Annotated in this window: 20 protein-coding genes and 1 pseudogene; 12 read left to right on the forward strand and 9 right to left on the reverse strand. The window is 40.0% G+C overall.

Annotation, left to right across the window (positions count from 1 at the left end; translation table 11 throughout):
• Positions 1 to 67: 67 nt before the first annotated feature.
• The 4 genes from dgcA to ACGHEH_RS01600 all read right to left on the reverse strand — a co-directional run bounded on the left by dgcA (position 68) and on the right by ACGHEH_RS01600 (position 4,796).
• Entirely contained in the window at positions 68 to 1,054 is a 987-nt protein-coding gene (dgcA, locus tag ACGHEH_RS01585) for an N-acetyl-D-Glu racemase DgcA (RefSeq protein WP_390441228.1), read from the reverse strand.
• Positions 1,051 to 2,064 carry an N-acetyltransferase DgcN gene (dgcN, locus tag ACGHEH_RS01590; RefSeq protein ID WP_390441230.1) on the reverse strand — a complete coding sequence of 338 codons (1,014 nt, stop codon included), beginning with the start codon at positions 2,062 to 2,064 and terminating at the stop codon, positions 1,051 to 1,053. The genes dgcA and dgcN overlap by 4 nt, the downstream gene beginning before the upstream one ends.
• Before the next feature lie 114 nt (positions 2,065 to 2,178).
• Entirely contained in the window at positions 2,179 to 3,063 is an 885-nt protein-coding gene (locus tag ACGHEH_RS01595; protein ID WP_390441232.1) for a LysR family transcriptional regulator, read from the reverse strand.
• A 14-nt stretch (positions 3,064 to 3,077) separates the two neighbouring features.
• On the reverse strand, positions 3,078 to 4,796 hold the full coding sequence (locus ACGHEH_RS01600) for a Na+/H+ antiporter NhaC family protein (protein WP_390441235.1): 1,719 nt from the start codon (positions 4,794 to 4,796) through the stop codon (positions 3,078 to 3,080).
• 261 nt (positions 4,797 to 5,057) lie between these two features.
• On the opposite strand from ACGHEH_RS01600, the gene ACGHEH_RS01605 reads away from it, so the two are divergent.
• The 3 genes from ACGHEH_RS01605 to ACGHEH_RS01615 all read left to right on the forward strand — a co-directional run bounded on the left by ACGHEH_RS01605 (position 5,058) and on the right by ACGHEH_RS01615 (position 10,661).
• Positions 5,058 to 7,901 (forward strand): TonB-dependent receptor domain-containing protein, encoded by a 2,844-nt coding sequence (locus ACGHEH_RS01605; RefSeq protein ID WP_390441237.1) that lies wholly within the window; start codon positions 5,058 to 5,060, stop codon positions 7,899 to 7,901.
• 65 nt (positions 7,902 to 7,966) lie between these two features.
• On the forward strand, positions 7,967 to 9,094 hold the full coding sequence (locus ACGHEH_RS01610) for a M14 family metallopeptidase (RefSeq protein WP_390441239.1): 1,128 nt from the start codon (positions 7,967 to 7,969) through the stop codon (positions 9,092 to 9,094).
• A 10-nt stretch (positions 9,095 to 9,104) separates the two neighbouring features.
• Positions 9,105 to 10,661: an amidohydrolase family protein gene (locus ACGHEH_RS01615; RefSeq protein WP_390441241.1), complete on the forward strand. Its 1,557-nt coding sequence runs from the start codon at positions 9,105 to 9,107 to the stop codon at positions 10,659 to 10,661.
• Between the two features lie 229 nt (positions 10,662 to 10,890).
• On the opposite strand, the gene ACGHEH_RS01620 is transcribed toward ACGHEH_RS01615, so the two are convergent.
• The 3 genes from ACGHEH_RS01620 to ACGHEH_RS01630 form a co-directional block, all read right to left on the reverse strand.
• Complete coding sequence (locus tag ACGHEH_RS01620; protein ID WP_390441243.1) at positions 10,891 to 11,835, reverse strand: alpha/beta fold hydrolase; 945 nt, start codon at positions 11,833 to 11,835, stop codon at positions 10,891 to 10,893.
• A gap of 629 nt (positions 11,836 to 12,464) precedes the next feature.
• The gene (locus ACGHEH_RS01625; RefSeq protein ID WP_390441246.1) at positions 12,465 to 12,899 is read right to left on the reverse strand and encodes a nuclear transport factor 2 family protein; all 435 of its coding nucleotides are present in this window, start codon (positions 12,897 to 12,899) and stop codon (positions 12,465 to 12,467) included.
• 190 nt (positions 12,900 to 13,089) lie between these two features.
• Positions 13,090 to 13,857 carry a DUF3667 domain-containing protein gene (locus ACGHEH_RS01630; RefSeq protein ID WP_390441247.1) on the reverse strand — a complete coding sequence of 256 codons (768 nt, stop codon included), beginning with the start codon at positions 13,855 to 13,857 and terminating at the stop codon, positions 13,090 to 13,092.
• 153 nt (positions 13,858 to 14,010) lie between these two features.
• Between ACGHEH_RS01630 and ACGHEH_RS01635 the strand changes: the two genes are divergently transcribed.
• Entirely contained in the window at positions 14,011 to 14,592 is a 582-nt protein-coding gene (locus ACGHEH_RS01635) for a DUF7010 family protein (RefSeq protein WP_390441249.1), read from the forward strand.
• A 113-nt stretch (positions 14,593 to 14,705) separates the two neighbouring features.
• Here ACGHEH_RS01635 and ACGHEH_RS01640 read toward each other — a convergent pair whose 3' ends face one another.
• A complete protein-coding gene (locus ACGHEH_RS01640; RefSeq protein WP_390441251.1) occupies positions 14,706 to 15,320 on the reverse strand; it encodes a flavin reductase family protein in 615 nt (204 codons plus the stop codon).
• A gap of 147 nt (positions 15,321 to 15,467) precedes the next feature.
• Between ACGHEH_RS01640 and ACGHEH_RS01645 the strand changes: the two genes are divergently transcribed.
• From ACGHEH_RS01645 to ACGHEH_RS01675, 7 genes and pseudogenes are all read left to right on the forward strand, one after another.
• Complete coding sequence (locus tag ACGHEH_RS01645) at positions 15,468 to 16,391, forward strand: histone deacetylase (protein ID WP_390441252.1); 924 nt, start codon at positions 15,468 to 15,470, stop codon at positions 16,389 to 16,391.
• A 565-nt stretch (positions 16,392 to 16,956) separates the two neighbouring features.
• Positions 16,957 to 17,817 carry a hypothetical protein gene (locus tag ACGHEH_RS01650; RefSeq protein WP_390441254.1) on the forward strand — a complete coding sequence of 287 codons (861 nt, stop codon included), beginning with the start codon at positions 16,957 to 16,959 and terminating at the stop codon, positions 17,815 to 17,817.
• A gap of 99 nt (positions 17,818 to 17,916) precedes the next feature.
• Positions 17,917 to 18,150: pseudogene (locus ACGHEH_RS01655) on the forward strand (LysR family transcriptional regulator).
• A 107-nt stretch (positions 18,151 to 18,257) separates the two neighbouring features.
• A complete protein-coding gene (locus ACGHEH_RS01660; RefSeq protein ID WP_390441257.1) occupies positions 18,258 to 18,794 on the forward strand; it encodes a substrate binding domain-containing protein in 537 nt (178 codons plus the stop codon).
• 88 nt (positions 18,795 to 18,882) lie between these two features.
• Positions 18,883 to 19,821 (forward strand): hypothetical protein, encoded by a 939-nt coding sequence (locus ACGHEH_RS01665; RefSeq protein WP_390441260.1) that lies wholly within the window; start codon positions 18,883 to 18,885, stop codon positions 19,819 to 19,821.
• A gap of 8 nt (positions 19,822 to 19,829) precedes the next feature.
• Positions 19,830 to 20,447, forward strand: coding sequence for a hypothetical protein (locus ACGHEH_RS01670; protein WP_390441262.1), 618 nt, complete (start codon positions 19,830 to 19,832; stop codon positions 20,445 to 20,447).
• Complete coding sequence (locus ACGHEH_RS01675; RefSeq protein WP_390441265.1) at positions 20,444 to 22,042, forward strand: sensor histidine kinase; 1,599 nt, start codon at positions 20,444 to 20,446, stop codon at positions 22,040 to 22,042. Before ACGHEH_RS01670 ends, ACGHEH_RS01675 begins: the two co-directional genes overlap by 4 nt.
• Here the strand turns inward: ACGHEH_RS01675 and ACGHEH_RS01680 are convergent.
• Positions 22,039 to 22,929 (reverse strand): LysR family transcriptional regulator, encoded by an 891-nt coding sequence (locus tag ACGHEH_RS01680; protein WP_390441267.1) that lies wholly within the window; start codon positions 22,927 to 22,929, stop codon positions 22,039 to 22,041. The two genes, ACGHEH_RS01675 and ACGHEH_RS01680, sit on opposite strands and share 4 nt — an antisense overlap.
• 129 nt (positions 22,930 to 23,058) lie before the next feature.
• Here ACGHEH_RS01680 and ACGHEH_RS01685 point away from each other — a divergent pair, with 129 nt between their 5' ends.
• The gene (locus ACGHEH_RS01685; protein WP_390441269.1) at positions 23,059 to 23,697 is read left to right on the forward strand and encodes an NAD(P)-dependent oxidoreductase; all 639 of its coding nucleotides are present in this window, start codon (positions 23,059 to 23,061) and stop codon (positions 23,695 to 23,697) included.
• Positions 23,698 to 23,711 lie beyond the last annotated feature (14 nt).

Genomic DNA, 23,711 nt, shown 5'->3' on the forward strand with positions numbered 1-23,711 from the left:
AAACGGCCGAGCATGCCGTTTATATTGGTTTTTGCTTAACAAGCACTCAGGCTACAAGAAATAAAATTTAGACTTCTCCCCACAATAAAGGCTCAGCAGGCGACATAATCCCGTCTTTAAAATCAAAGCCATTAGCCCTGTCTTCAGACAATAACCAAGGGCCATCTAAATCAACAAATGTAGCTTCTGAAGATAGTAAAAAAGCAGGTGCCATGGCTAACGAACTCCCAACCATACAACCAACCATGATAGTAAAACCCAGAAGCTGTGCTTCTCTCATTAATGCAACGGCTTCTGTAATGCCTCCTGTTTTATCTAGTTTTATGTTAATGGCATCGTAATATCTTTTTAGTTGTTGTAAGCCTTTGCGAGTATGACAAGACTCATCAGCGCAAATAGCAATAGGCCCATTATATGCTGCTAAATCAGCATCTTGATCTGCCGGTAAAGGCTGTTCAATTAAACTCACATTAAGCTCGGCAAGCGTGGGCGCAACCTCGCATAAATCTTCAATTGTCCAAGCTTCGTTAGCATCAACAATAAATTTAGATAAAGGGCAGGCCTCATGTATTGCTCGCATTTTATCGACAATATTGTCTCTATCTAATTTTACTTTGATAAGTGGAGGGTGCCCCATATCTGCCGCTGCTTGAGCCATATTTTCTGGGCTGTCGATACTGAGTGTTTGCGCAGATACACATGACTGAGGTTTTGATAAACCCAATAGCTCATTAACAGGCTTATTTGCAATTTTTGCGCGCAAATCCCAATATGCGCAATCAAGTGCATTTTTTGCAGCGCCTGCTGGCATCTTTTGAATTGCATTTGAGAGCATACCCTCACTATCAAGATACGCTTTAATCGCATTTATTTGAGACATTACAGAGTCAAGTGACTCACCATACCTTGCATAAGGTACCGCCTCTCCTAAACCAACGTATGAACCACTTTTAAGCGTCACGACAATAACATCCGCAGAGGTTTTCGATGAACGTGAAATTTTAAATACCTGTTTTAGGGCAAAGCGATGTGTCTCTACTGCTAGCGCGATCATTGATCAGACTCGCTAACAAGAGTTTGTACTACACGTTCACAACCATCTCGCAATGGGTCAAAAACTGGGACACCAAATTCACTTTCTAATTTGTCACAGATTTGTTTTGCCTCTTCTGTATCAACCGCAGAAGTATTCACCGCAATACCGAGTAACTGCACCTTTTCATTAGTTAGCTTTGCAGCCTGAATATTAAGTGAAATTGTATCTGCTATGCTTGGTTGCGGGCAATGAGGTAAACCTCGCATGGATACTCTATTTAAAGCATGACATACGACAAGATAATCAGGTTGAGAACCATGCAGTAAACCTAAACTCACGCCAGCAAATGCGGGATGCGAAAGTGATCCTTGACCTTCAATGATATCCCAATGTTCCGCCTCGTTATTCGGCGATAAACTCTCTGTCGCACCAGCTATAAAGTCAGATACCACACAATCTATCGCCACCCCTTGCCCTGCGATTAGAATTCCTGATTGACCTGTGGCTCTAAAGTCAACATTGAGCCCTGCTTTGCTCATCGCCTTTTCTAGGGCTAAAGAGGTATACATCTTACCTACAGAGCAATCTGTACCAACAGTTAGAATACGTTTGCCTGATCTTTTTTCACCTGTGCCTGTTACGAACTTAGCTGTTGGATGACGAATATCATGTAATTGGCAGCCATTTTCGTCTGCTCTTTGCTTAATTGAAGAAATATCAGACAACTTATCATGCATGCCACTCACAATATCCATACCCGCATCAAGTGCTTGCATAATTGCTGGCAACCAAGCTTCTTTGATAATTCCACCTGAATTTGCCAATCCTAAAACGAGGGTTTTAGCGCCTTGTTTAACCGCTTGCTCAATTTCTATATGTGCTAGCCCTGTAGAAACTGTACAACCATCAAGACAATGTTCGCCAACGCATAGCTCAGGTCGCCAATCAGCAAGACCTCGTGCCATTTTAATTGACAACAAGTCAGTTGCATCACCAATAAATAACAGATAAGGAGGAGAGAGAATCATAATTGTGTCCTTTGCTAAACGTCTTTAAGAAACTTAATTCTGAGCTTATCGCAGAACACAATTAGATAAAGTGACAAGGATTTCAGCATCCATAACCTAATGTTATGAGGCTTCTTAACCCCCTGATAAAGATAGAGTTAGTTCTGATATAAACTGCTCAGAACTTTTACTTAACTGACGGTTTTGTAAATGTAATGCATTAACTTTGAACGTCAGTGGTGGATCAAATGACGCCATAGCTGTATCAGTCGTCAACATTGCATTTGCAGTATACTTATCTACCACGCAAAGCCCCATACCTTGAGCAACAAGCCGTGTTGCAATGAAGTATGTTTGTACTTTGATCATGCAGTTGAGTTCAACGCTATTTTCAACTATTCGGCTCCATAACAAATCACCCAAAGGCCCACTTTCACTGATATCAATAAAGTCATACTCAGCCAGTTGCTCAATATTTAATGTTTTCGGGGTTTCAGGAAAATAGGCCTTAGGGTAAACCACCACCATTTCAGACTCTGCTAATTCTAGGGTTGTTACACCGGGAAATACTTTTGGTGAAAATAACACTGCGATATCGCTGGTATGCTCTATCAATGACTGAAACACAGTATCGTTATGTATTGTACTAATATTAAAACTAATATTTGGATATTGTGCTGTAAAGCGACCCAGCGCCTCAGGCAAAACTGTAAAACCTAATGCGGGTGAGATACCTAGATTAATATTACCGTACTCGGCCCGTTTAATGTTTTTCGCTTTATTTCGAATCGAGTGTATTTGTTGATAAACTTTATCTACTTCTCCAAACAAGCTTTCCGCTTCTTCAGTAGGGATCAATCGACCCTTTACCCGATGGAATAGGTCAAACCCCAGCTGTAGCTCAGCATGCGCTAATACTTTACTTACCGAGGGCTGGGATACATGGAGTAAGTTCGCTGCATTGGTGATAGAGCCGGTTGTATAGATGGCATGAAAGATCTCAATGTGCCTAAGTCGCATAAAAAGTACCTGAGTTAAACTAATACTAAAGCACAACCGGTCCACAACAACATCGCAGCTATCGCAGCAAATGTTGCAGGTACAAGCTGACTTTTCACATGGTCCATCAAATCACAGCCGGTTGTCATTGCACTTAGTATAGTCGTATCAGAAATAGGAGAACACTGATCGCCATATACACTGCCATTTAATACCGCAGCAAAACATAAAGTCATAAACATATAAGGGTCAGCTAAGTGCTGCATTTCGGCAATCGACCAAGCCAATGGCATAGCCAATGGAAAAGCAATGGCATAGGTCCCCCAACTCGTGCCTGTTGAAAATGCAATCAACATGGTTAGCACCATCAAAAAACCCGGTAACATCCAAAATTGAACTTGCTCACCTAGCAATTGCGTTAGGTATAAACCTCCACCCACCTCTTTACTGATACTGCCAATGGTAATAGCCAACATCAAAATGACCGAGGCGACAACAACCCCTTTTAGTCCATTACCAAACCCTTCTATGATATCTTCTAGTGCCATGCCTCGTGCCATCGCCATAAAAGCAGCAAGCACTAAGGCTATAGCAAACGCCCAATTTACTTTCGGTGATCCTAAAAAATAAAATGTACCAATGGCGATACCGATAATGCTTGCCAAAGGCAGCAAAAACTCCCAAATATTTGCAGTGTAATAATCAGGGCTATCTGCCCCCTGCAATTCTTTTGCGCTGAGCGGCCTGGCATTTTCTGCATCCAATTGACCTGTTTTAGCTGCTCGAATATGCGCCGCACGAATACGCTTTCCTGAAAAGTGGGTGATATTTAAACTCAATAATAAAGTGCCTAAAACAGCCAAGATACCATAGAAACTAAAAGGGACACTGCTGAAGAAAAAACTAATTCGGTCAGCCTCTGTCGCCAAAAAGCTTACGCCAGGTACAAATATTAAAGCCTGCACATAGGCCGGCCAGGCATTAAAGGTAATTACTGATGCAATCGGTGAAGCTGTAGAATCAACAATATAACTCATTTCTTCATGGCTGACCTTGGCCTTATCAGCAAGAGGCCTGACGGTTGTTCCTACCAGTACAGTACTCATCGTGCCACCTTGGAAAAACAGTACCCCCATAAGCCAAGCAATTAATTTAGCGCTGCGCGGCCCTTTGACAAAATGCTGAGTCATAAAATTTGCAAATGCTAGAGCAGCCCCCGTTTTAGACCAAATCCCTAATAAACCACCGAGCAACCAAAGGTATAATAATAAAATTGCTGCTGCACTCTCACTTGCCAAATTAGGCACTAACACCTTATCCGTCAGATCATATTGCCCTAACATCATTGCACCAACTATCACCCCCGCTAATAAAGCTGTTAACGGTTCACGAGTCATTAAACACAAAACGATTGTGATCACTGCAGGTAATAACGACCAAGCACCAAAATGAAAAGCGGGTTTGAGTAATAAAACTTGCTCTGCTTTTTTTACCCATTGTTGCGACAACTCGGGCGCTGCATGCAGTTTATCTAAGTTGCTTTGCCTGAGGGAGGAGCTGTCATATGGCACCACATCCAAAATTACCCGTTGCTCTCCTTTAAAATAATAACTGAGCTGCCCAGAATCTGATTTATGAATATCATAGTTATATTGTTGCTCTACCCAGTGCACACCTGCGCCCTGCCCCACATAGATTGCAGTACATATCCCAAACAAAAAGATAAGCAATGCCAATGGTTTAGACTTTGTCATAACAATTCCTAACGAAATTTGAATTGAAAGTTAATTAATTGTTTTTCATTTTTACTTTTTCACGCTAACACATCTCAAAGTTTAACTTCACATCATTAAACCTAGCACCCTATAACCTAAGGTTATGGACGAGCTACGAACTATAAATTGTTAACTAAATTAATTTATTTATTGTTTAGCCTGTAGCAAGTAGGGCTTGAACTAATAATCATTACTCAGCAAGCCCGTTCCAAATATAACAACGACTAAAATGGTGAAAACATGACATTCAAAGCCAATCTCGCGATGAAGCCAGCATATTTAAGTGTTTGTGTTGCTCTTGCATGTATCTCATCAACTACACTCGCTCAGCAGGGTGATGATAAAGAAATAGAAAAAATCAGTGTAGTTGGCTCTAACATTAAAGTGAATCAAGACAGAGGAGAGCTGCCAGTTACTGTCATGTCAGGCGAAGACATCGCAAAAACTGGCGCTATGACGGGTGCTGAATTACTCGCTGAAATTCCGCAAATGGGCGAAGTGTCATTTAACCAAGGTCGTTCTGGCGCAGGGGTTAATGATGCTCGAGGCGATGTATCGTCTATTAATCTGCGTGGTCTGGGCACTGGTAATACACTTACTCTACTGAATGGCCGTCGCTTAGTATTGCACCCAGGTACTCAATCAGAAGGCCTAGTACCAGTTACAACCGTCAACAGTAACACTTTGCCAGTGAAAGGCTTAAAGCAAGTCGAAGTATTGCGTGATGGTGCGGCAGCAATATATGGTTCAGATGCTGTCGCTGGCGTCATTAACTATGTGTTAAAAGACAACTATGAAGGCAGTGAACTGAGTTTTAATTACGGTAGTTCAGAAGGCACATCACAAGATCAACTTACCATTGGCGGCATTACAGGCTTTGCGTTCAACGACGAAAAATCTCATTTAACTACCTCTTTTAACGCTTATTTTAAAAATGGCATGATGGCCAATGAACGAGAATATGCTCGCTCAGCTGATTTATCAAGTTACCCTACTCTCCCAGAAGAGTTTATTGGCGATACACAGTTAGATAATCGACACTCGGCTTCACCATGGGGTGAGTTCAGCGGTAAAGAAATTGGCAAGTTTCACATTCGCCCGCAAACGATGGGAGACTGTGAAGTAATTCTAGAAAATGGTGTTTGCGCGAGTGGTGGCAGCCAGCCTCGAGATTTGAGATATAACCGAAACTACGATAACTCTTTAACGTCTGATGTTGAAAGATTTAATGCCTATGCGCTTTATACTCAAGAGTTGACTGATGAAATAGAATTATTCGGTGAAGCCCTTTATTACCAAGCCAAATCAGAAAGAACCCGCTTTCAAGCACACAACTTATCATCACAACGTTTCAGTATCGCCGCCGATGCCTATCACAACCCGTTTGACGAACTGATCACGGTGCGAAATTATCGCCCTGTAGACGCTGGTCGCAGACAAGTTGAAGTAACCGATCACAGTTATCGCTTATTGACAGGCTTAAAGGGTTACATTGATGAATGGGATTGGGAGTCAGCGATATTTCATACTGAGGCCAACTCACTTGATAGAACTTTTAACTGGGTGCAGGCCAGTAAATTCCAGGCTGCAATTAACAGCACAGATAAAAATACAGCTTATAATATATTCACAGGTGGTGATATCAACAATGTCACTCAAGGTGACAGCAGCACAAATCCACAGGCTGTAATAGATAGCTTTACCACAACCGTTGATAGAGAAAGTAAAACGACCTTATCACAGTGGGATTTCAAGATCTCAAACAGTGAGTTAATGCCTATATTTGCCGGAGAACTAGGCTTTGCTGCAGGCGTTGAATACCGTCATGAAAGTTATGAAGAAGATAGAGATAACTTGCTAGACACCAGTTCACCATTTGTTGATCAGAACACCGGAAAACTGCTCACCGAAAGTGATGTACTAGGTAATAGCCCTACAAAAGACAGTCGTGGTAGCCGCAATGTGTTGTCTGCATATGCTGAGTTTTATGTCCCCTTAGTTGAGGATGCAGCTTTTGCAAAAAACATCAATCTACAAGCTGCTGCTCGATATGAAAGGTTCAGTGATGTTGGAGACGTCTTAAAACCTAAATTGGCATTATCTTGGGAAGTAAATGACTGGCTACAATTTCGTACCGCCTATGCAGAAGGTTTTAGAGCTCCTGGGTTACCTCAGGTGGTAGCTGATAACCTTGCCCGTACAAATACCCGACGCGATCCTGTTACTGGCGTTCGAGGAGGTGTATTAGAACTGAGAAGCGGCAGTGACACACTAAAACCAGAAGATGATATAAACAAGTCTTTTGGTATTGTCTTAAAACCCACTGATAACTTGCTATTAACTGCTGATTGGTGGCAAGTTAAACAGGAGAATTTAGTTGGCTTACTAAGTAGTCAGACTCACCTACTCTATGATGCTTTACTTCGCAGTCAGGGCAGTAAAAATGAATTTGTAATTCGCGATGAAAACCTTGAAATTCTCCATGTTAAAAACGATTACGCCAACTTAAACCCAAGAAAAGTCAGTGGTGTAGACTTAAGCATTAGTTACGATATTAAATCTGATTTTGGCCAGTTCGACTTCAAGGTTAACGCTGCAAGGCTATTAGAGTTTTATCAAGATATAGATGCTATCACTGCCACAATAAGTGCAGCGCAAGCTGCTGGCAATGAAAGTATTTTGTTTGATGGTGAAAATATTGAACTGACTGGAGGTGGTAGTTTAGTCGAACAAAATGGTCGACCTAAATGGCGCTTTAATGCCTCTATGGGATGGAAACAAAATGACTGGGCTGCTGGTATCAGCGCTCGATATGTGGGCAAGTTTGCAGATACCAGTACAAATTATGCCGACGAGCAAGGTGAATTAATTCATTTACCTGTAGAAAGTTGGACCACGGTTAATGCTTTCGTTAATCACCGCTTTACAAAAGAAGGTTGGCTGAATAATAGCAAGGTGACATTCGGGGTTAGAAACCTACTTGATAAGCAACCGCCATTGGCAGATGCACACTTCGGTTATCAAAGTGGTTTGCATTCAAGCCAAGGGCGCTATTTTTACCTAAGCTATAGCAAATCATTTTAAAGAAGTTGGTTTTCAATCTAAGGCTTACCGTCATAGGTAAGCCTAACTTTTTACGGCATTTAATTATGATATATAAGTCAATCTTATTACTTTCCCTGTCAATATTTTCAAATATTGCAAACGCCTGTTTAAACAGTGATATAACCATAGATACCCAATTTGCGACAGCACGAATTGGTCAGTGTGAACAAATTAATGATAAACATATACAATTAACCTTATTACCAGAAAACACCCCCATCAATAATAGCCCTTGGTTCGGCTTTAAGATTTCAGCTAAAGAACAAAAGCAAGTTAAGATTTCTATCAAAGCGGATGGCGGAAAAATGCGCTACAGCCCGAAAGTATTTAAAGACAATACTTGGCAATTAATCCCTTTTGAGAAGCATGACAAAGACATTTCTTTTTCGATCAATCTCTCTTCTGAGCCACTTTGGATCTCTGCGCAGGAATCACTTGATAGTCTGGAGTATCACCGCTGGGCAAAAGCACATGCGCAAAAAAGCTTTCTCAACCATGACATAATCGGTTGGTCTATCGAACACAGACCTATTTTTAAACTTGAAAGCCAAGCTAAGAGTAATCAATGGTTGATCCTTGTTGGCAGGCAACATCCGCCTGAAGTAACCGGAGCCTTAGCCATGCTTACCTTTGTTGACCATGTATTTTCAGATTCAGCAATCGCAAATACATTTCGCAAACGCTTCAATATACTGGTTGTGCCAAATATAAACCCTGATGGTGTCTACCATGGATATTGGCGTCACAATGTAGCTGGAAAAGATCTCAACCGAGATTGGAAAACTGCTATGCAACCTGAAGTAGCGAGCGTCGTAAAGTATCTGGATAACATAGTCAAAAATGGCGGAGAAATTAAATACGCCGTAGATTTTCACTCTACTTATAAAGATATTTTTTATACCATCCCTGAAGATTATTTAAGTCATAACCACACATTAACGAATGATTGGCTAGATAAACTTGAAAAAACGCTACCTGAATTTGAAGTTCGAAGAAAAGCTGGACAAAACCCAAATCGCGGCGTTTTCAAGCAATTTATAGCAGATAAATATAAAGTGCATGCAGTGACTTATGAAATGGGTGACAACACTGACAGAGCCATGATCGATAAAGCTGCGATCGAGGCCGCAGAAACGCTCATGTCAACACTGCTCAGTAAGCAAAAACAGTAGAGTCACTAACATGAAAACTAATACTTTAAAGTTGAGCGCTTTAGTGACGTTGATGGCGATCACAGGCTGTACTAGCAAACCAACTTTCAATGCCGATATTTTACTGACAGGTGGCTTACTCATTTCGGGGGATGGCTCCCCCGCAAATGCTAAACAAGTTGCCATCTGTGAAGATAAAATTTGTGGAATATTTGCACCTGACAGCACACATATCAAAGCAAAAAAAATCATTGATGTGTCTGGTAAAGTGATAGCCCCAGGGTTTATAGACCCACATACACATTCACTATCAGATTTAAAAAGTAGCACCCGAAATAACAACCTAAACTACCTAACTCAAGGGGTCACGACTGTCATCAATGGCAATGATGGCGGTGGTCCTGTTGACTTTGATGCCACCAAACATACTTTACATGCCAATGGTATCGGTACCAATGTCGGTTTGTTAGTTGGTCATGGCTCTCTTAGAAAGCAAGTCATGGGAAAAGTGGCGCGTCAAGCCACAGAAAAAGAAATGTCGCAAATGGAAGCCCTGTTAGAAGCAGCCATGAAACAAGGCGCTCTAGGTTTATCTAGTGGTCTTTATTATGTTCCCGGCAGCTATGCAAATACCAACGAGGTAGTTCGTTTAGCTAAAGTCGCTGCAAAATTCAATGGTATCTATGACACCCATATTCGCGATGAAAGTACGTTTTCAATCGGCCTCATTCCTGCCGTACAAGAAGCGATTGATATTGCCAAAGCTGCAGATATTCACTTGCACCTAGCACATATAAAAGCGCTGGGCGTCGATGTTTGGGGTCAAAGTGAACAAATCATTAAACTGGTCGAGTCTGAACAACAGCAAGGCTTAAGTATTTCAGCCGATCAATATCCTTGGTTAGCATCAGGCACTAAACTGCACAGTGCATTGATGCCTAAATGGGTCATGGCAGATAGCAAAAAAGCGTTTCATGCAAGACTCAAAGATCCAAGGTTACAAGATCAAATTGACCGAGAGCTTGCTGAAAACTTGCGCCGTCGCGGTGGTGCTAAGGCCATTTTAATCACTAAATTCCATGATAAAAGCTTAGAAGGTAAAACGCTTGAACAAGTTGCCAAAGAGTGGAATTTATCAGCTATCTCCGCGACCAAAAAGCTGGTGTTAATGGGTCAAGTTCGTATCGCTTCTTTTAATATGTCTGCGGAAGATGTCGAAAACTTTATGCAACAAACTTGGGTTGTTACTTCATCAGACGGTACCGATGGGCACCCAAGAAAATACGCTAGTTTTCCAAAAAAGTTAAAAAGCTATGTTTTAGATAAAAACTTAATGTCTCTTGAGACCTTCATACAGCGAAGCAGTGCAGACACAGCAAAGTATTTTAATATTAAAAAACGAGGTCAAATTAAGCCTGATTATTTTGCCGATATCATCGTATTTGATCCTAAGCAGATAAGTGTTAACGCATCATTCGCTCATTGGAATGTATTAACCGAAGGAATGCAATATGTCTTTGTTAATGGTGAAATTGTCATAAACGATCATAAATTTACGAATATTCATGCTGGTAAAGTTATAGATTAGTGCAGTAAAAAATCTCCCTTACTAAAAAGCCTAGATAAATGATATCTAGGCTTTTTTAATTCGCTTAATAACTGTAGTTTATTTGCAAATTAATACCTTCTTAGCACACGCTACTGAATGCACTAGGTCGCATAAATCTCGATAAATGCGAAAAATAAATTAAGTAGGAACGTTTGATAGAACACCTCATTAATTCATAGACTTAGAAGAAGGTACAAATACACATGATTTAATTTCGACTACTGAAAGAGATAAATTGTTTTGCAGTGGCCTGGGGCGCTTCTATCATAGGTAAATGTCCAATATCATCCATAACAACCATTTCAGCTTGGGGCGCTATTTGAGAAAGCACCTTTGCCGCAGAGTAATGAAGCACGCGATCTTGTTTTCCCCATGTAATCAACACAGGTTTACTAAACTTGGCTAGCCCTCGGTCTAAGGGAGAAGCAAATTTTACTTTGTTCTTGTCTTGTTTATGGATTTCATAAAATATTTTCTGATTAATCTGGTAATCTTTCTCGGCTTTTTTAGCCAGCTCAGAAATAACAAATTCAGGTATGTAAGGTGGACGTTGAAAGACAAATGACGTCAGTTTTTGAAGGTCATTTTTGTCCTGCACAAGTACGATTGGCTTTTTATTATTTGAAATATCTTTAAACATTTCACTTTCGTCGGCAGATTCAACCCCTAACGCATTCAATAACCATAAACCAGTTACTCTTTCAGGGTATTTGATTGCATAGTTTCCAGCTATGTACCCTCCCATTGAATTTCCAGCGATATAAAACTTATCAATACCTAATTGATTGATGAGTTCATTTACTCGTCTAACTTGAGACTCAACATCATATTTCAGGTCCATCTTTTTAAAGCTATCGCCAAACCCAGGTAAATCTATCGCTATTATGGAATAATCATCTTTGAGGTGCTTAGCTAACCTGACCCAATTATCCTTATTCGCGCCAAAGCCATGAAGAAAAACGATCACGTCGCCTTTTCCGCCTTCTAGGTAAGCAACTTCTCCCTCATCAATCTTTATTGATTTGACACTGAGACCTGCAAGCTTTCGTTCAATTGATTGCCCTGCATAAAATAATTGCTCTGATGAGAGAGCAAAATATCCGAAAAGTACAGTGAACAATAGACCCAAAGTTATTTTTGTGATGTTTTTCATAGTTATCCTTTTTGATGTAACTTCAAGACATTCGAAATGGTACGTATACTTTGCGCCTGCGAACTGAAAAATCATACGCATTCTGAAGGCAGTACTCTCCATGAATTCGATTTCTTGTTAACTCACAATATACCATTGCAAGGCAGCATTGCATTTTTTGGCAATTTCAGAGCTTGAAACTTCAGTTCCAGAAGGAAAGAAATCTGGTGTGTTTTGCCTAGTTCAAATGCTGATAACTTTTGGTGGCATTGCTTGTTTTTATAGCGAGAAGATCGAAGCACTTATGCCAATTGGTTTAATCTACTATATCTTTCTATTAGTATCGCTCTTATTATATGAAATCAGGTGTCACTAATCCGATAATTTGAACCAAATTACAGTATCAATATACTTGAACAGCAGTAGGTAATATATTTTTATATGAATTGTAATTCTGCCGTTTATTGGCACGAAGAAAAAACCAGTTTTGTCGTCATGAATAAGATTTTGAACATAAGTATTAAAGCAGGCGCCTTCATTATAGATTATCAATTCATAAATATTCATGACTGTTAGACATCTGGATTAAGGAGGTGCTGTTTTATTGTCTTTTAGTGGCACAACTTCAACACTTGACAATACACAGTTCGCTATTTCAAAAACAAGACTCGCTTTATCAAACCATCTTCAACTTCGTAGGTAGCAATCGCTTTAAACTTGTTTTCGTGTTCTTTACCTTGGTACATGAACTTTGCGGTTACTTCTTCAGTATCGACAACAAAACGACCTTGAATTTCGCGGTTTGTGATTGCAGCATTTAAATAGCTTAATCTGCTGAACATCAGCTCATATTCCTCTTTAAGCTTATCAATACCTTTGTATTTAAGACCTTCTGGAAAATAGTGTATTTCTACATCTTTGTGATAGGTTGCTAAAAACGCGTCAATGTCGCGGTCGTTATAGGCTTTGAGCTGTATATCGACAATTTCTGTGACACTGTTTGCTGTTTCTGAAGAGGTTGAAGCCGCGAAAGCTGACGTTGAAAGCAACATCGCCACATAAAAAATTATATTTATTAATTTCATCGATTCTAGTTCCTTTAAAAGTTCGTATAATATTTCAGAGCGATTAACCTGCTATTTTATAAAAGAAAATATTCAGGCACAGTTACAAATCTCAATACAGGGCTTTACCTTAGTAATACGCAAATTGGCACTATACCAACCTAGATACTAACATAACAAACCAAAGCGGCACGCCTTAAATTACCCAAAATTAAAACAAAGTAATGATCGAAGTGATCATGAAGGCTGCCAAGTAAGCGGAAAAAAACAAACTCAAGAAAATCCATGGTACGAAGATGATTCCTTTTAACCTACGCCAGCTATAAAAAGTACTTGTCGATTGGTAAAATACGATTAAGCCAATAACACTTTCTACCACCCTACGATACTCAGAAAAGTAATCTAAGCTAAAGGCTTTAAAAACTGCCACCATAACAATGCCATACAAACAATAGAGTGCGCTGGTATATAACAGCATAATTAAAGTTGAAATATAGTTATAACCCGATTTATAAAAAGAAAATCTGATCACTAAGGCCGCGAATGGTAAAGCACCAAGGTAAATTAAAATTCGATGGTTTATATAGAGTTCTTGCCAAGTCTGTGCGAACTCACTGATACCAGCTTGCTGTTGATGCACTGCATATTCATTTAGAGCAGCAATACCCCCTGTTAGAGCTAACAATGCCAAGTACAATCCAATAATAACAAAACATAATCGCAACGGGTTGACGTATTGCTTACGTTTTCCTGAGGTATATTGTTTTGCGACATGCCCTGGCCGAATAAACAAATCTTTAAATGTTCTAAAAATACGTGTATCAGTATTGGTCAACGTATCAATAAAAGTATTAATAAAAAAGCCAATTGTGAGTTCACCTGCAATGTGCTTTTGTCCGCAATGTGAGCAATACTCGCCCGAAATAGGAGTACTGCAATTCATACACTTAGATGATGTTACTGTATGTTGAGCAGTCATTTTTCTTATAGTTTCCTTTGAGTGCGTCAATTACTTTTGAAGTATATATGTATATTGCAGCAATGACATTTGTCATGCAACGTCGTGACAAACCTCACTGATAAACACCCTACCTACTAGGCATACTTACTCCATCAACAGACGGAGATTGCCATGAACACCATTAACCTAGAAACACATTTACAAAACTATAAAAACCGCCGCTTTTTGGCTGTACCACTGGCTGGCATGATTGTGTGGAGCTTGCTGATTTTTACCGGTATGACTTTGTCGTTACATATGCAAACTTGGGCGATTTATATTGGTACAGGTTCAATTGTATACTTGGGTTTAGGTCTCGCAAAGTTAACCGGTGAAGACGTACAGTTTAAAAAAGGCGCTGAGCGTAACCCATTCGATACCATCTTTTTAGCCGCGGTTGCGATGACATTTTTGACCTTTTCAATCAGTATTACCTTTGCAATGCAAAACCCTTACGCCCTGCCATTTGCGATTGCTGTACAGTCGGGTTTAATGTGGTTAGTACATGGTGCAATTTGTAAGATTAAGGTCTGTGTGGCGCACGCAGTTGTTAGAACCGTTTTATGCACCGTCGCTTTTATCATCAGTCCTGAGAACAGCTTTGTATTACAACCGATCATTGTGGTGCTGTGTTACTTATTTACCATCTTGATCCTTGAAAAGAGATGGGCAAACTTGCAAATGCAAAAAGCGTTAAAACCTCAAACCGCTTAACCAACAGCTCTTTAAACAAACAAGCGCAGCATGATACTGCGCTTGTTTGTTCTAAAAAACTCATTCAACCGAGTTATTCGTATTGAGCTTTGATTATTTATCCAGAGCTCAAGTTATTTAGGTCTCGCCATCGCAAAAGGAGCAGTAATGCCTGAATATTCCCCACCACCTAAACGCGCCAGCGGGGCAACTTTATCGGCATGAATTTTTAAACGTTGCTTGGCATCCAAAGAAATGACTTCATCGTTCACATATAAGGTTTTTACCTTAACAAACACCAATGACTGCGGCGCTTCGCCCATTTGTTGCACCTCATATAACTCACAACCATAAGCGATATGGCAGCTTTTAATACGAGGTAGACCAAAGCCTGCGAACTCCACCAGCTCAATGTCGTTGGCGGTGATTTCAGACTCGCCATGCTCGAGAGTTGCAGCGGTGGCTGTGACTAAATCAGCGTCTTGCTCTGAGGCAATGTGAATAACGCACTGTTTGGTATTAATCACATTTTTAACTGTGTCTTTAATCTCGCCTGTTGGCTTTTTGCCAGCCGAAAACATCATCAGAGGCGGCGCACTCGACACCGCTGTGAAATAAGAAAATGGTGCAAGATTGTAGCTTTGCTCGCCCGAGTCAGTTAATACCCAAGCAATAGGACGCGGGATAATGGTTTGCGTCATTAAGTGATAGATTTGATTGCCAGAAAAGTCAGAGAAATTCAGTTCCATTTGTCTTTACCACTTTGAAAAATAAGGCCAACATGATTGCATAAACCATGCGGTAAAAAAACCTGTTGGTACAGATAATAATCTCAACTATTACCTAATACGTATATCAGTTAAAATTATCGCAATTTAAACTAAGTACCGCCTTTAATGCTCTCAAATCACAGCCCGCTCAACACCCGTTTACCGCTTGTTTATCATCCAAATTACTCGTTTAGTTTTGATCCTAAACACCGCTTTGTAATGAGCAAATTCGCAAACTTATTCAATGAAGTAAAAAACATGGGCTTAATTGGTGATAACCTAGTTCAACCAGAGCTTGGCTCGCCTTCGCCTCTCGAGCTGGTGCATTGCGAAGACTATATTTGGGATCTATGGCGTAACCAGCTCGATGACAAAGCGATGCGACGGATTGGCTTACCTTGGTCAGAGCAATTAATGGCGCGTACTTTTACTGCCCCGCTTGGCACATTAAAAACCGCAAAATTAGCCCTTGAGCATGGGGTAGCCTGCCACCTTGCAGGTGGCACCCATCATGCCCATTATGACTTTGGCTCCGGCTATTGCATGGTGAATGACCTTGCATTTACGTCAACAACGCTTATACAGCAAGGCAAGGTGAATAATGTACTGATTTTTGATTTAGATGTGCACCAAGGCGATGGCACCGCCGCCATGTTAAAACACAACCCATACGTGTTTACTTGCTCTATTCATTGCGAGAAAAATTTCCCATTTAGAAAGCACGACAGTGATTTAGATATCGGCCTTGAAAATCATTTAGAAGACGACGCATATTTAAATATTGTGCAAGAGACCTTAACGGGGCTAATTGAAGACCTGAACCCAGATTTGGTGCTATACGATGCAGGCGTTGATGTGTGGGAGCAAGATACCCTAGGTAAACTCAATATTTCATGGCAAGGGTTAGAAAAGCGTGATGCGTTAGTGCTTAAAACCTGTCAAAACAAAGGCGTGCCAGTGGCCACTGTGATCGGCGGCGGTTACGATAAAGATCATTTACGATTGGCAAAACGCCACGCAATAGTAGTGAAACAAGCCGCGTTGTTATAGAAAAGTGATATAAAAGATTTAGAAGCGTTGGGTAAACCAACGCCTACAAAGCTTGCTCTGAGTTTTAGGCGCGATTTTATATCGCGCAACACGGTTTAGGTAACGCAACATTCACCTAATAAATTCAAAAAAGCGTTGGATAAACCAACGTCTACAAGGCTTGCTCTGAGTTGTAGGCGCTATTTTATATCGCACAGCATGGTTTGGGTAACTCAACATTCACCTTATAAATTCAAAAAGCGTTAGATAAACCAACGCCTAAAGGCTCTCTTTGAGTCTTAAGCGCGGGTTTACCCCGCGCACCATTCTTTATATCAGTCAAACATTTGCTTTAATAAACTCAAAAATATCGGATGAACAAAATCCGTGGCTTTATTTTGAAACTTTATAAACGTACCTAAACTTAAAGTATCTCAGTGATGTTCTGTGCACAGAACTCTACATATTTTACCGAGCTCTTATTAGTGCAAATACACTACCTACCACTTTTAACGTGTGTTAAAACTCTCCATCAGTTATTGTATTTATTGACTATAATGGAATAAATCAACTTCAAGTGGTGTTTATGAAGTACTTACTCTCACTGTTTATTTTTTTGTTGATATCATCTAGCGCTGAGGCTGATAAGGTTACTTTGTTAAGTGATGATGCAAACGATCTCGAGCTATTTTACAAAGATGGCCGTAACGATATTGCCAGTGATTCGTACCGCTTGTTATTTGAAAACTTAAAGAACGTTAAATTTGAACTAAAAATCGCCCCAACAGCTCGTATTGATGCGCTTCTTAAGCAAGACAAAACCATTTGTGCAGTAAACCGTATCAAAACCGAAGAACGCCAACTCTATAACCTATATTCACATCCTGTGCACTTGTATCCCAGTCATCGCCTTTACTATTTTAAAGGCCGCACACCTTTACTAGACAATATGCTAACCGAAAATGGCGAGTTGATTAGTTTGAATACTTTGTTTAATTACTACTCGATGGCAAGTCTTGCCATCGAAACAGGCAGGTCATACGGAAAAGGATTGGATAAGCAAATAAAACTGTTAAAAAATGAAAACTTACTCGCCCGTGCAGGCAGTGATGCATACGATGCCATGATCAAATTGTTTGCGCGACATCGCGTTGATTTCTTAATTTCATACCCCACTATTTTTAAACAATATTACGCTGAAGATGACACTGATATTGCTTCGGTGACTATTAACAATCACCCCAAATTTATTGCTGGGCATATTGCCTGCAGTAGCACGCCAAGATCTAAAAAAATAATAGCTGAGATAAATAAGACCCTACTCAGACTTTATCCCTTAGAGCCTTATTTATCGATGCACTTACATCATGTGCCAAATACCGAGCAGAGCCTGTTAACTCGTAGGATCAGCGACTTGTTTTTGAAATATAAACTACTCAGTGATTAAGTTTTTTGATAAGTGTTATATGACGTTATAAACATATTGATTATTAAAAACTAAAGCAGCCGATAAAGACAAAGTGACTATTCCCATTAGGAATGCATAATGGATAAACTAACATGTCTTTCTGTGTTTGCCACCGCAGCGCGTTTGGGTAGTTTTACTGCAACCGCAGACGAACTAAACATGACTCAAGGCGCTGTCAGTAAACGTATTGCCTAGCTTGAACAAGACTTGGGCTTTACTTTATTTAACCGAACACCTAGAAAGATCACGCTTACAGATGCTGGGAGTGATTACTTAGCCTGTAGCCAAGAGGTGCTTGAGAAGCTGTCGTGAACTGAGCACCAGATCCGCAACGAGCAATCTAAAGTCGTTGGCAAGCTTAGAATTTCCGCCCCCTCGGCATTTGCAACAAACCGCTCGCTGAGCCCTTGAAACACTTTATGGCACTCCACCCCGAGCTCGAGCTTGATATCTCAGTGAATGATCAACATGCTGATTTAGTTAAATACAATATTGATATTGCAATCAGGGCCGCTCACCTTGAAGACTTAAACCTAAAAGCTAAAAAATTAATCGAGCACTCATTGTGTTACTTCGCTTCTCCGGATTACTTAGCTGAAAATGGTACACCTCAAAATCAGTCTCAGTTAAGCACCCATAAGTGCATTACTTACTCTTTAATGCACCCTTCAAATGTTTGGACTTTTGAAGCCAGTAAAGTACAAGTAAACGAAGTGATAAAGAGCGATAGCCCAGACATGATAGTGAAAATGGCACGATTAGGGGCAGGCATAGCAGCTATGCCCAAATGGATGGTCGCAGAGTATTTTGAAAACTGTGAACTTGTTGAAATTTTACCTCAAAAGCATGCTTTTTCACTGCCAATGTATGCAGTTTATAAAAATAGTAATCACATTCCTGATAAAATAAGCGCTTTTATTAAATTCTTGAGTGACTATTTCACAAAAAACAAATAAGCACTTTAGCTATGCACATTTATAAAAACTAATAAATTTGCATATTCGACTATGCTTAAATTATATCTGCTTGAAAAGAAGCTACTCTATGGACAAAATTATTTTATCCGTGCTTCTGTGTATAGCCAGCTGTTGCACATATGCGCAATCAAACACTCGATTTTCTTTCGATGTTGCCACTCGTATGGTTTATAACCATAACCTAGACAATATTGGGTCTATGACCCCCATAGGTTTTGACTACCATAACGTGATCAGTGGTGAGTCTGGAGATGTTGGCACATTAATCATGCAGCTTTACGCTACAAAAATCGATAATCTCACCCCGCACCCTGGCTTTTTCTCAGACGAAAACGATATCGAAATTGTTACTCGTATTTTTAACTTCAATTACACAGGCCTGGGCCGTAATTTACCAAATATAAAAGTAGGTCATTTAGAGCTGCCTTATGGCTCCGAATATCGCATTGATACCAACGGTACACTCAAACAGTACAACCACGGTATTAATTTAGGCCCAAAAGCTGACTGGGGGGTAAGTCTCAATAAACAATATGAACACTATGAGTATGAGTTTGCATTAACAACTGGCGGTGGCCAAGATTTTACCAATCAAAAGAATTCTTATGTATTTACAGGGTATTTAGGCGTTCCCTCACACCATAATTTTCAATACGGCATTTCTCTAAATAAAAGTAAAATTAACTTACTAGAGCGCCAAAGCATAGCTTTTGATATTGCTTATTATTATCAGCTTTGGGGGGTGCTTTTTGAACTACAATCAGGGGAGCGCCAACAACAGCATTATTCGCAAGCGTTCGTAGAATTTAATCGAACCAACTCAAGCAATACTTTAGAGCTTTACACGCAACTTCGATATCAAGAGAGTAAAAAAGTCACTCGGCAAGATTTCATCATAGGCACAGACTACGCAATTACACCTAGAATCAGTGTAAGTGCTCAATTCACACGTTTATTAAAGCAGCATAACAGCCAATTCATGGCGCAGTTCAGGTGGCGCTTTTAGGAGAAAGTATGCGTATTCTTATATTTATGATTTTATTGCTATCAAGTCCATATCTTTGGGCCGAAGCATACTGTGGCTTAAGAGATCCAGTTGCAATGATAAGTAAACTGTACCCAAACTATAAAAGCTACCGCTCGATTGTAAGAACCATAGACGCTCAAACTCGTATCAAAGTATCTGAGCAATTACCGGGCATGCCCTTACATTTTGGCGAATTGGGTAGACATACCTTATATGTCATCGAAGCAAAAGGAATAACCCAAGGTTTTGTGCACGTCCGCTCTGAGCAAACTCGGTGGGGGTTAGTCGAAATAGCATGGGCCATAGATCTAGATATGAAAATAATTGATTTCCAATTTCAACGTTGCCGCCATAGCGATAGAAAGCATTTAGAAACATCTATTGTTAAAAGTGTATTTCAAGGCAAATCTTTAAACGACTTAATGTTGTTATACGACTTTAACAACAACAAACCACACTCAAGTTATTATGAACAAGTGAAGCACCAAGGAGACCTCAGTGACAGTGTCTTAAAATGCGCAATGAAAACTCTGTTAGTCACACAGATTGTTTGGCAGAAAGAATTAGATTCCATTAATCAATCTTTAGTAAACAAGGCGCCATGAAAATAGCGGTTCAAAGCCAAATGTTAGTTATGAGCTGCTTTATTATCAGCCTACTATCTTTTTGTGTTTTAGGTTTACAGTTCTACCAGAGCTCTCAAACACAAACTGAGCTGAGTCAAATAGAGATAGAGAAAGGTCAAATTAATCACTTAGAGAGTATGTTAGGCCAATGGCTCACTACAGTAGATTTGTTTTTTAACAACCGCCAAAGCTACTTGGTTATGGGGATTGAACGCCAAGGCATGCAAATCATGGAGAAGCTCAAAAATTTAGGATTCAGTCAAATACATATTGCTCAGCCTTTGACTCAATTAAAGAACCATATGAATAATGCGCTTCCCTTAGTCAATCAAGCTGCGATTATTGGTCCAGAAGAAACGGAAAAATGGCTCTCTTTATTAGAAGAGATTGACGGAAAAACAATTAGCCTAATTCAAGAATATGAGCTGCTTAAACAGCAAATCAAATTATTATCCGACAGAAAACGAAATGATTTTGAGGTACAAAAACAGCAATTAATTCTTAGTTTTGTTATCGTTATTCTGTTTACAGTGGCTATCTTAACTTTACTTGGTATTTGGAATAGCAGGAGCATAATTCAACCTCTGATACAACTTTCTCGTCTGTCAGACAATTCTGCGTCCTCTCTGTCGTTTGATAATGCCCCCTTAGAGTTCAAAACAATTTCGCAAAAACTCACTAGCTCTTTTGTTAATTTGGCAAAAGAGAAGAGACAAGCTGAATTAGCAAACCAAAAGATTGAACAACAAAACTCTCAATTACAAGACACCATAGTACGACTTGAAGAAACACGGGTACAGTTAGTTGAAAATGAGAAATTGGCTTCAATAGGACAATTAGCTGCCGGCGTTGCGCATGAAATTAATAACCCTATCGGTTACGTAATGTCTAACTTAGAGACCTTAGAAGACTACATTAGTGATATGAAGGCATTTATTGAGCATGCCAATAAACTTCAAAATGAGATGCCACAATTAAAAGTATATTCAGAGCAATATGATATAGACTTTATACTCAGTGACTTGCCTGAACTACTTAATAGCTCCCACTCTGGACTAAAACGAGTAAAAACCATAGTCAAAGACTTACGGGCTTTTAGCCATGACATGCCCAATCATATTGAAGAAATAGTCCTAAAAGATCTAATAGAACAAGCGACCAATTTAGTACGCCCGAGTTTGCCGAGCAATGTGTCAATTCACTTAAACTTAAACACAGAGCAAACATTAAATGGGTCAGCCACTAAACTTGCACAAGTTTTAGTGAACCTAATGCTCAATGCCGCGGATGCTATTTCAAAGCAAGGCACCATTAACGTCTCATTATTATCTGAAAATAGCATTATCAAAATTCTTATTGAAGATGATGGCTGTGGTATGGATGATGAAACTCAAAACAACATATTCAATCCGTTTTTTACCACTAAACCCGTTGGTAAAGGAACCGGTTTAGGCTTACATATTTGCCTGACAATTATTAAAAGCCATGGCGGCGACATATCAGTTTCGAGTGAAATTGACAGAGGCACTTGTTTTACAATCAGTTTACCAGTTTTGAGAAATAATGATTACTAACAAGGTACTATGTCTTCTTGCCAAAGCTCAGCGACAAAATCAATAAAAGCACGCACAACAGGAGATTGATAACTTCTTGATAAGTACACCGCCCAAAGTTGATTATTCTCAATTTTATAATCTTGTAAAATAGGCACGAGCTTTTTCTCAGTGATGTAGCTCCTTGCAATATCATACGGCAGCCACGCGATCCCAGTGCCATTCATTGCAGCTTGCACAAGTGTAGGTACATCATTACACACTAATGGCCCGTTTACTTTCACCTCAACACTTTGCTCAGCTTTCATAAATCGCCATTTATCATGTGATAAATGTACTAAACAAGGGTACTCTGCAAGCGCCTCAGGTTTTTCGGGTGCTCTATGTTTTTTCAAATACTCTGGAGATGCACAAACACACGCGCCTATCACCATCAGTCGTCTGGCAATCAAGTTTTCATCGGGCGTGTTGGTATATCTGAGCGCAATATCTATTCGCTGTTCAACTAAATTCGAAAAACTATCGCTGGCATGAATATCAATTTTAACGTTTGGATGCTGCGCTATAAATTGACTGACGGCATTAACCAACATATTTTGGGCAAAACCGATAGGACTCGAAATACGAACCGTACCCGATAACGTTTGCCTGCCTTCGGTACTCTCAGCGATCAAAGCGCTGGTTTCATCTAGAATTCGCTCAAATCTCTGCAGAGCTTGTTCTCCATGCTGCGTTAAGCTCACCTTTCTGGTGGTACGATGCAATAACCTTTGTTCTAGCCATTGCTCTAACTCTTGCACATGACGTGTCACTTGAAGGCGACTTAAACCAAGACGTTTGGCAGCTTTAGTAAAGCTAGTTAAATGCGCCACTTCAACAAAGCTTTTAATAGCAGTAATACGATCCATATTAAAAATTCAGCCCATTATTAGATAGCTAAAAAGAAACAATCTATTTCAATTTCGCTCGATTATTTCATATTAGTTTTCTTCTAATCTAGACACAACTCAAAACACTTACCCAAAGAGGAAAATATTATGAAACTAATCGTATTAGGCGCATCAGGTTGGATAGGCTCTCATATCGTGGCAGAAGCAAAATCAAGAGGTCACGAGATCACTGCGCTAGTTCGAGCACATGATAAATACGACGAACCCAATGTCACCGCAAAGTCATTCGACTTAAATAACGAATCCGACAACTTAAGCGCTTTAATCAGTGATGAAACGGTGTTTATTGCGGCCATTGGCGGTCGAGCTTTAGGCAATCACGAGATTGTAAAAAATACCGCTGAGCGATTACTGAATGAATTACCAAGCAACAACATTGAGCGTTTGCTATGGGTCGGTGGCGCAGGCTCACTAGAAGTAGCACCAAACTTAAAGTTAATCGATACCCCTGAGTTTCCTGCTGAATATAAAGATGAAGCCATTGCGCAAGGTGAAGCACTTGACGTGTTTAAACACTCGAGCAGCCCGTTAAACTGGACGTTTATTAGCCCTGCAGCTGAGATTTTCCCGGGTGATAAGTTAAATCAATATCGTATCGGTGCAGAGCAACTTATTACCGATGAGCAAGGTAATAGTCGTATTTCAGTCGCCGACTATGCGGTCGCATTCGTAGATGAAATTGAAAAAGCAGCACATATCAACACGAGAATGGGTGTGGCTTACTGAGAAAAAAGCCTTGA

The organism is Pseudoalteromonas sp. MTN2-4 (assembly GCF_042848605.1).
Lineage (GTDB): Bacteria > Pseudomonadota > Gammaproteobacteria > Enterobacterales > Alteromonadaceae > Pseudoalteromonas.

Excerpts from the sequence above, each read along its gene's own strand:
- ACGHEH_RS01650 (WP_390441254.1), top strand. The coding sequence starts at position 16,957 with ATGAAGTACTTACTCTCACTGTTTATTTTTTTGTTGATATCATCTAGC.
- ACGHEH_RS01640 (WP_390441251.1), bottom strand. The coding sequence starts at position 15,320 with ATGGAACTGAATTTCTCTGACTTTTCTGGCAATCAAATCTATCACTTA.
- ACGHEH_RS01675 (WP_390441265.1), top strand. The coding sequence starts at position 20,444 with ATGAAAATAGCGGTTCAAAGCCAAATGTTAGTTATGAGCTGCTTTATT.
- dgcA (WP_390441228.1), bottom strand. The coding sequence starts at position 1,054 with ATGATCGCGCTAGCAGTAGAGACACATCGCTTTGCCCTAAAACAGGTA.
- ACGHEH_RS01615 (WP_390441241.1), top strand. The coding sequence starts at position 9,105 with ATGAAAACTAATACTTTAAAGTTGAGCGCTTTAGTGACGTTGATGGCG.
- ACGHEH_RS01645 (WP_390441252.1), top strand. The coding sequence starts at position 15,468 with ATGCTCTCAAATCACAGCCCGCTCAACACCCGTTTACCGCTTGTTTAT.
- ACGHEH_RS01605 (WP_390441237.1), top strand. The coding sequence starts at position 5,058 with ATGACATTCAAAGCCAATCTCGCGATGAAGCCAGCATATTTAAGTGTT.
- ACGHEH_RS01620 (WP_390441243.1), bottom strand. The coding sequence starts at position 11,835 with ATGAAAAACATCACAAAAATAACTTTGGGTCTATTGTTCACTGTACTT.
- ACGHEH_RS01625 (WP_390441246.1), bottom strand. The coding sequence starts at position 12,899 with ATGAAATTAATAAATATAATTTTTTATGTGGCGATGTTGCTTTCAACG.
- ACGHEH_RS01685 (WP_390441269.1), top strand. The coding sequence starts at position 23,059 with ATGAAACTAATCGTATTAGGCGCATCAGGTTGGATAGGCTCTCATATC.
- ACGHEH_RS01660 (WP_390441257.1), top strand. The coding sequence starts at position 18,258 with ATGGCACTCCACCCCGAGCTCGAGCTTGATATCTCAGTGAATGATCAA.
- ACGHEH_RS01600 (WP_390441235.1), bottom strand. The coding sequence starts at position 4,796 with ATGACAAAGTCTAAACCATTGGCATTGCTTATCTTTTTGTTTGGGATA.
- ACGHEH_RS01630 (WP_390441247.1), bottom strand. The coding sequence starts at position 13,857 with ATGACTGCTCAACATACAGTAACATCATCTAAGTGTATGAATTGCAGT.
- dgcN (WP_390441230.1), bottom strand. The coding sequence starts at position 2,064 with ATGATTCTCTCTCCTCCTTATCTGTTATTTATTGGTGATGCAACTGAC.
- ACGHEH_RS01665 (WP_390441260.1), top strand. The coding sequence starts at position 18,883 with ATGGACAAAATTATTTTATCCGTGCTTCTGTGTATAGCCAGCTGTTGC.
- ACGHEH_RS01595 (WP_390441232.1), bottom strand. The coding sequence starts at position 3,063 with ATGCGACTTAGGCACATTGAGATCTTTCATGCCATCTATACAACCGGC.
- ACGHEH_RS01610 (WP_390441239.1), top strand. The coding sequence starts at position 7,967 with ATGATATATAAGTCAATCTTATTACTTTCCCTGTCAATATTTTCAAAT.
- ACGHEH_RS01680 (WP_390441267.1), bottom strand. The coding sequence starts at position 22,929 with ATGGATCGTATTACTGCTATTAAAAGCTTTGTTGAAGTGGCGCATTTA.
- ACGHEH_RS01670 (WP_390441262.1), top strand. The coding sequence starts at position 19,830 with ATGCGTATTCTTATATTTATGATTTTATTGCTATCAAGTCCATATCTT.
- ACGHEH_RS01635 (WP_390441249.1), top strand. The coding sequence starts at position 14,011 with ATGAACACCATTAACCTAGAAACACATTTACAAAACTATAAAAACCGC.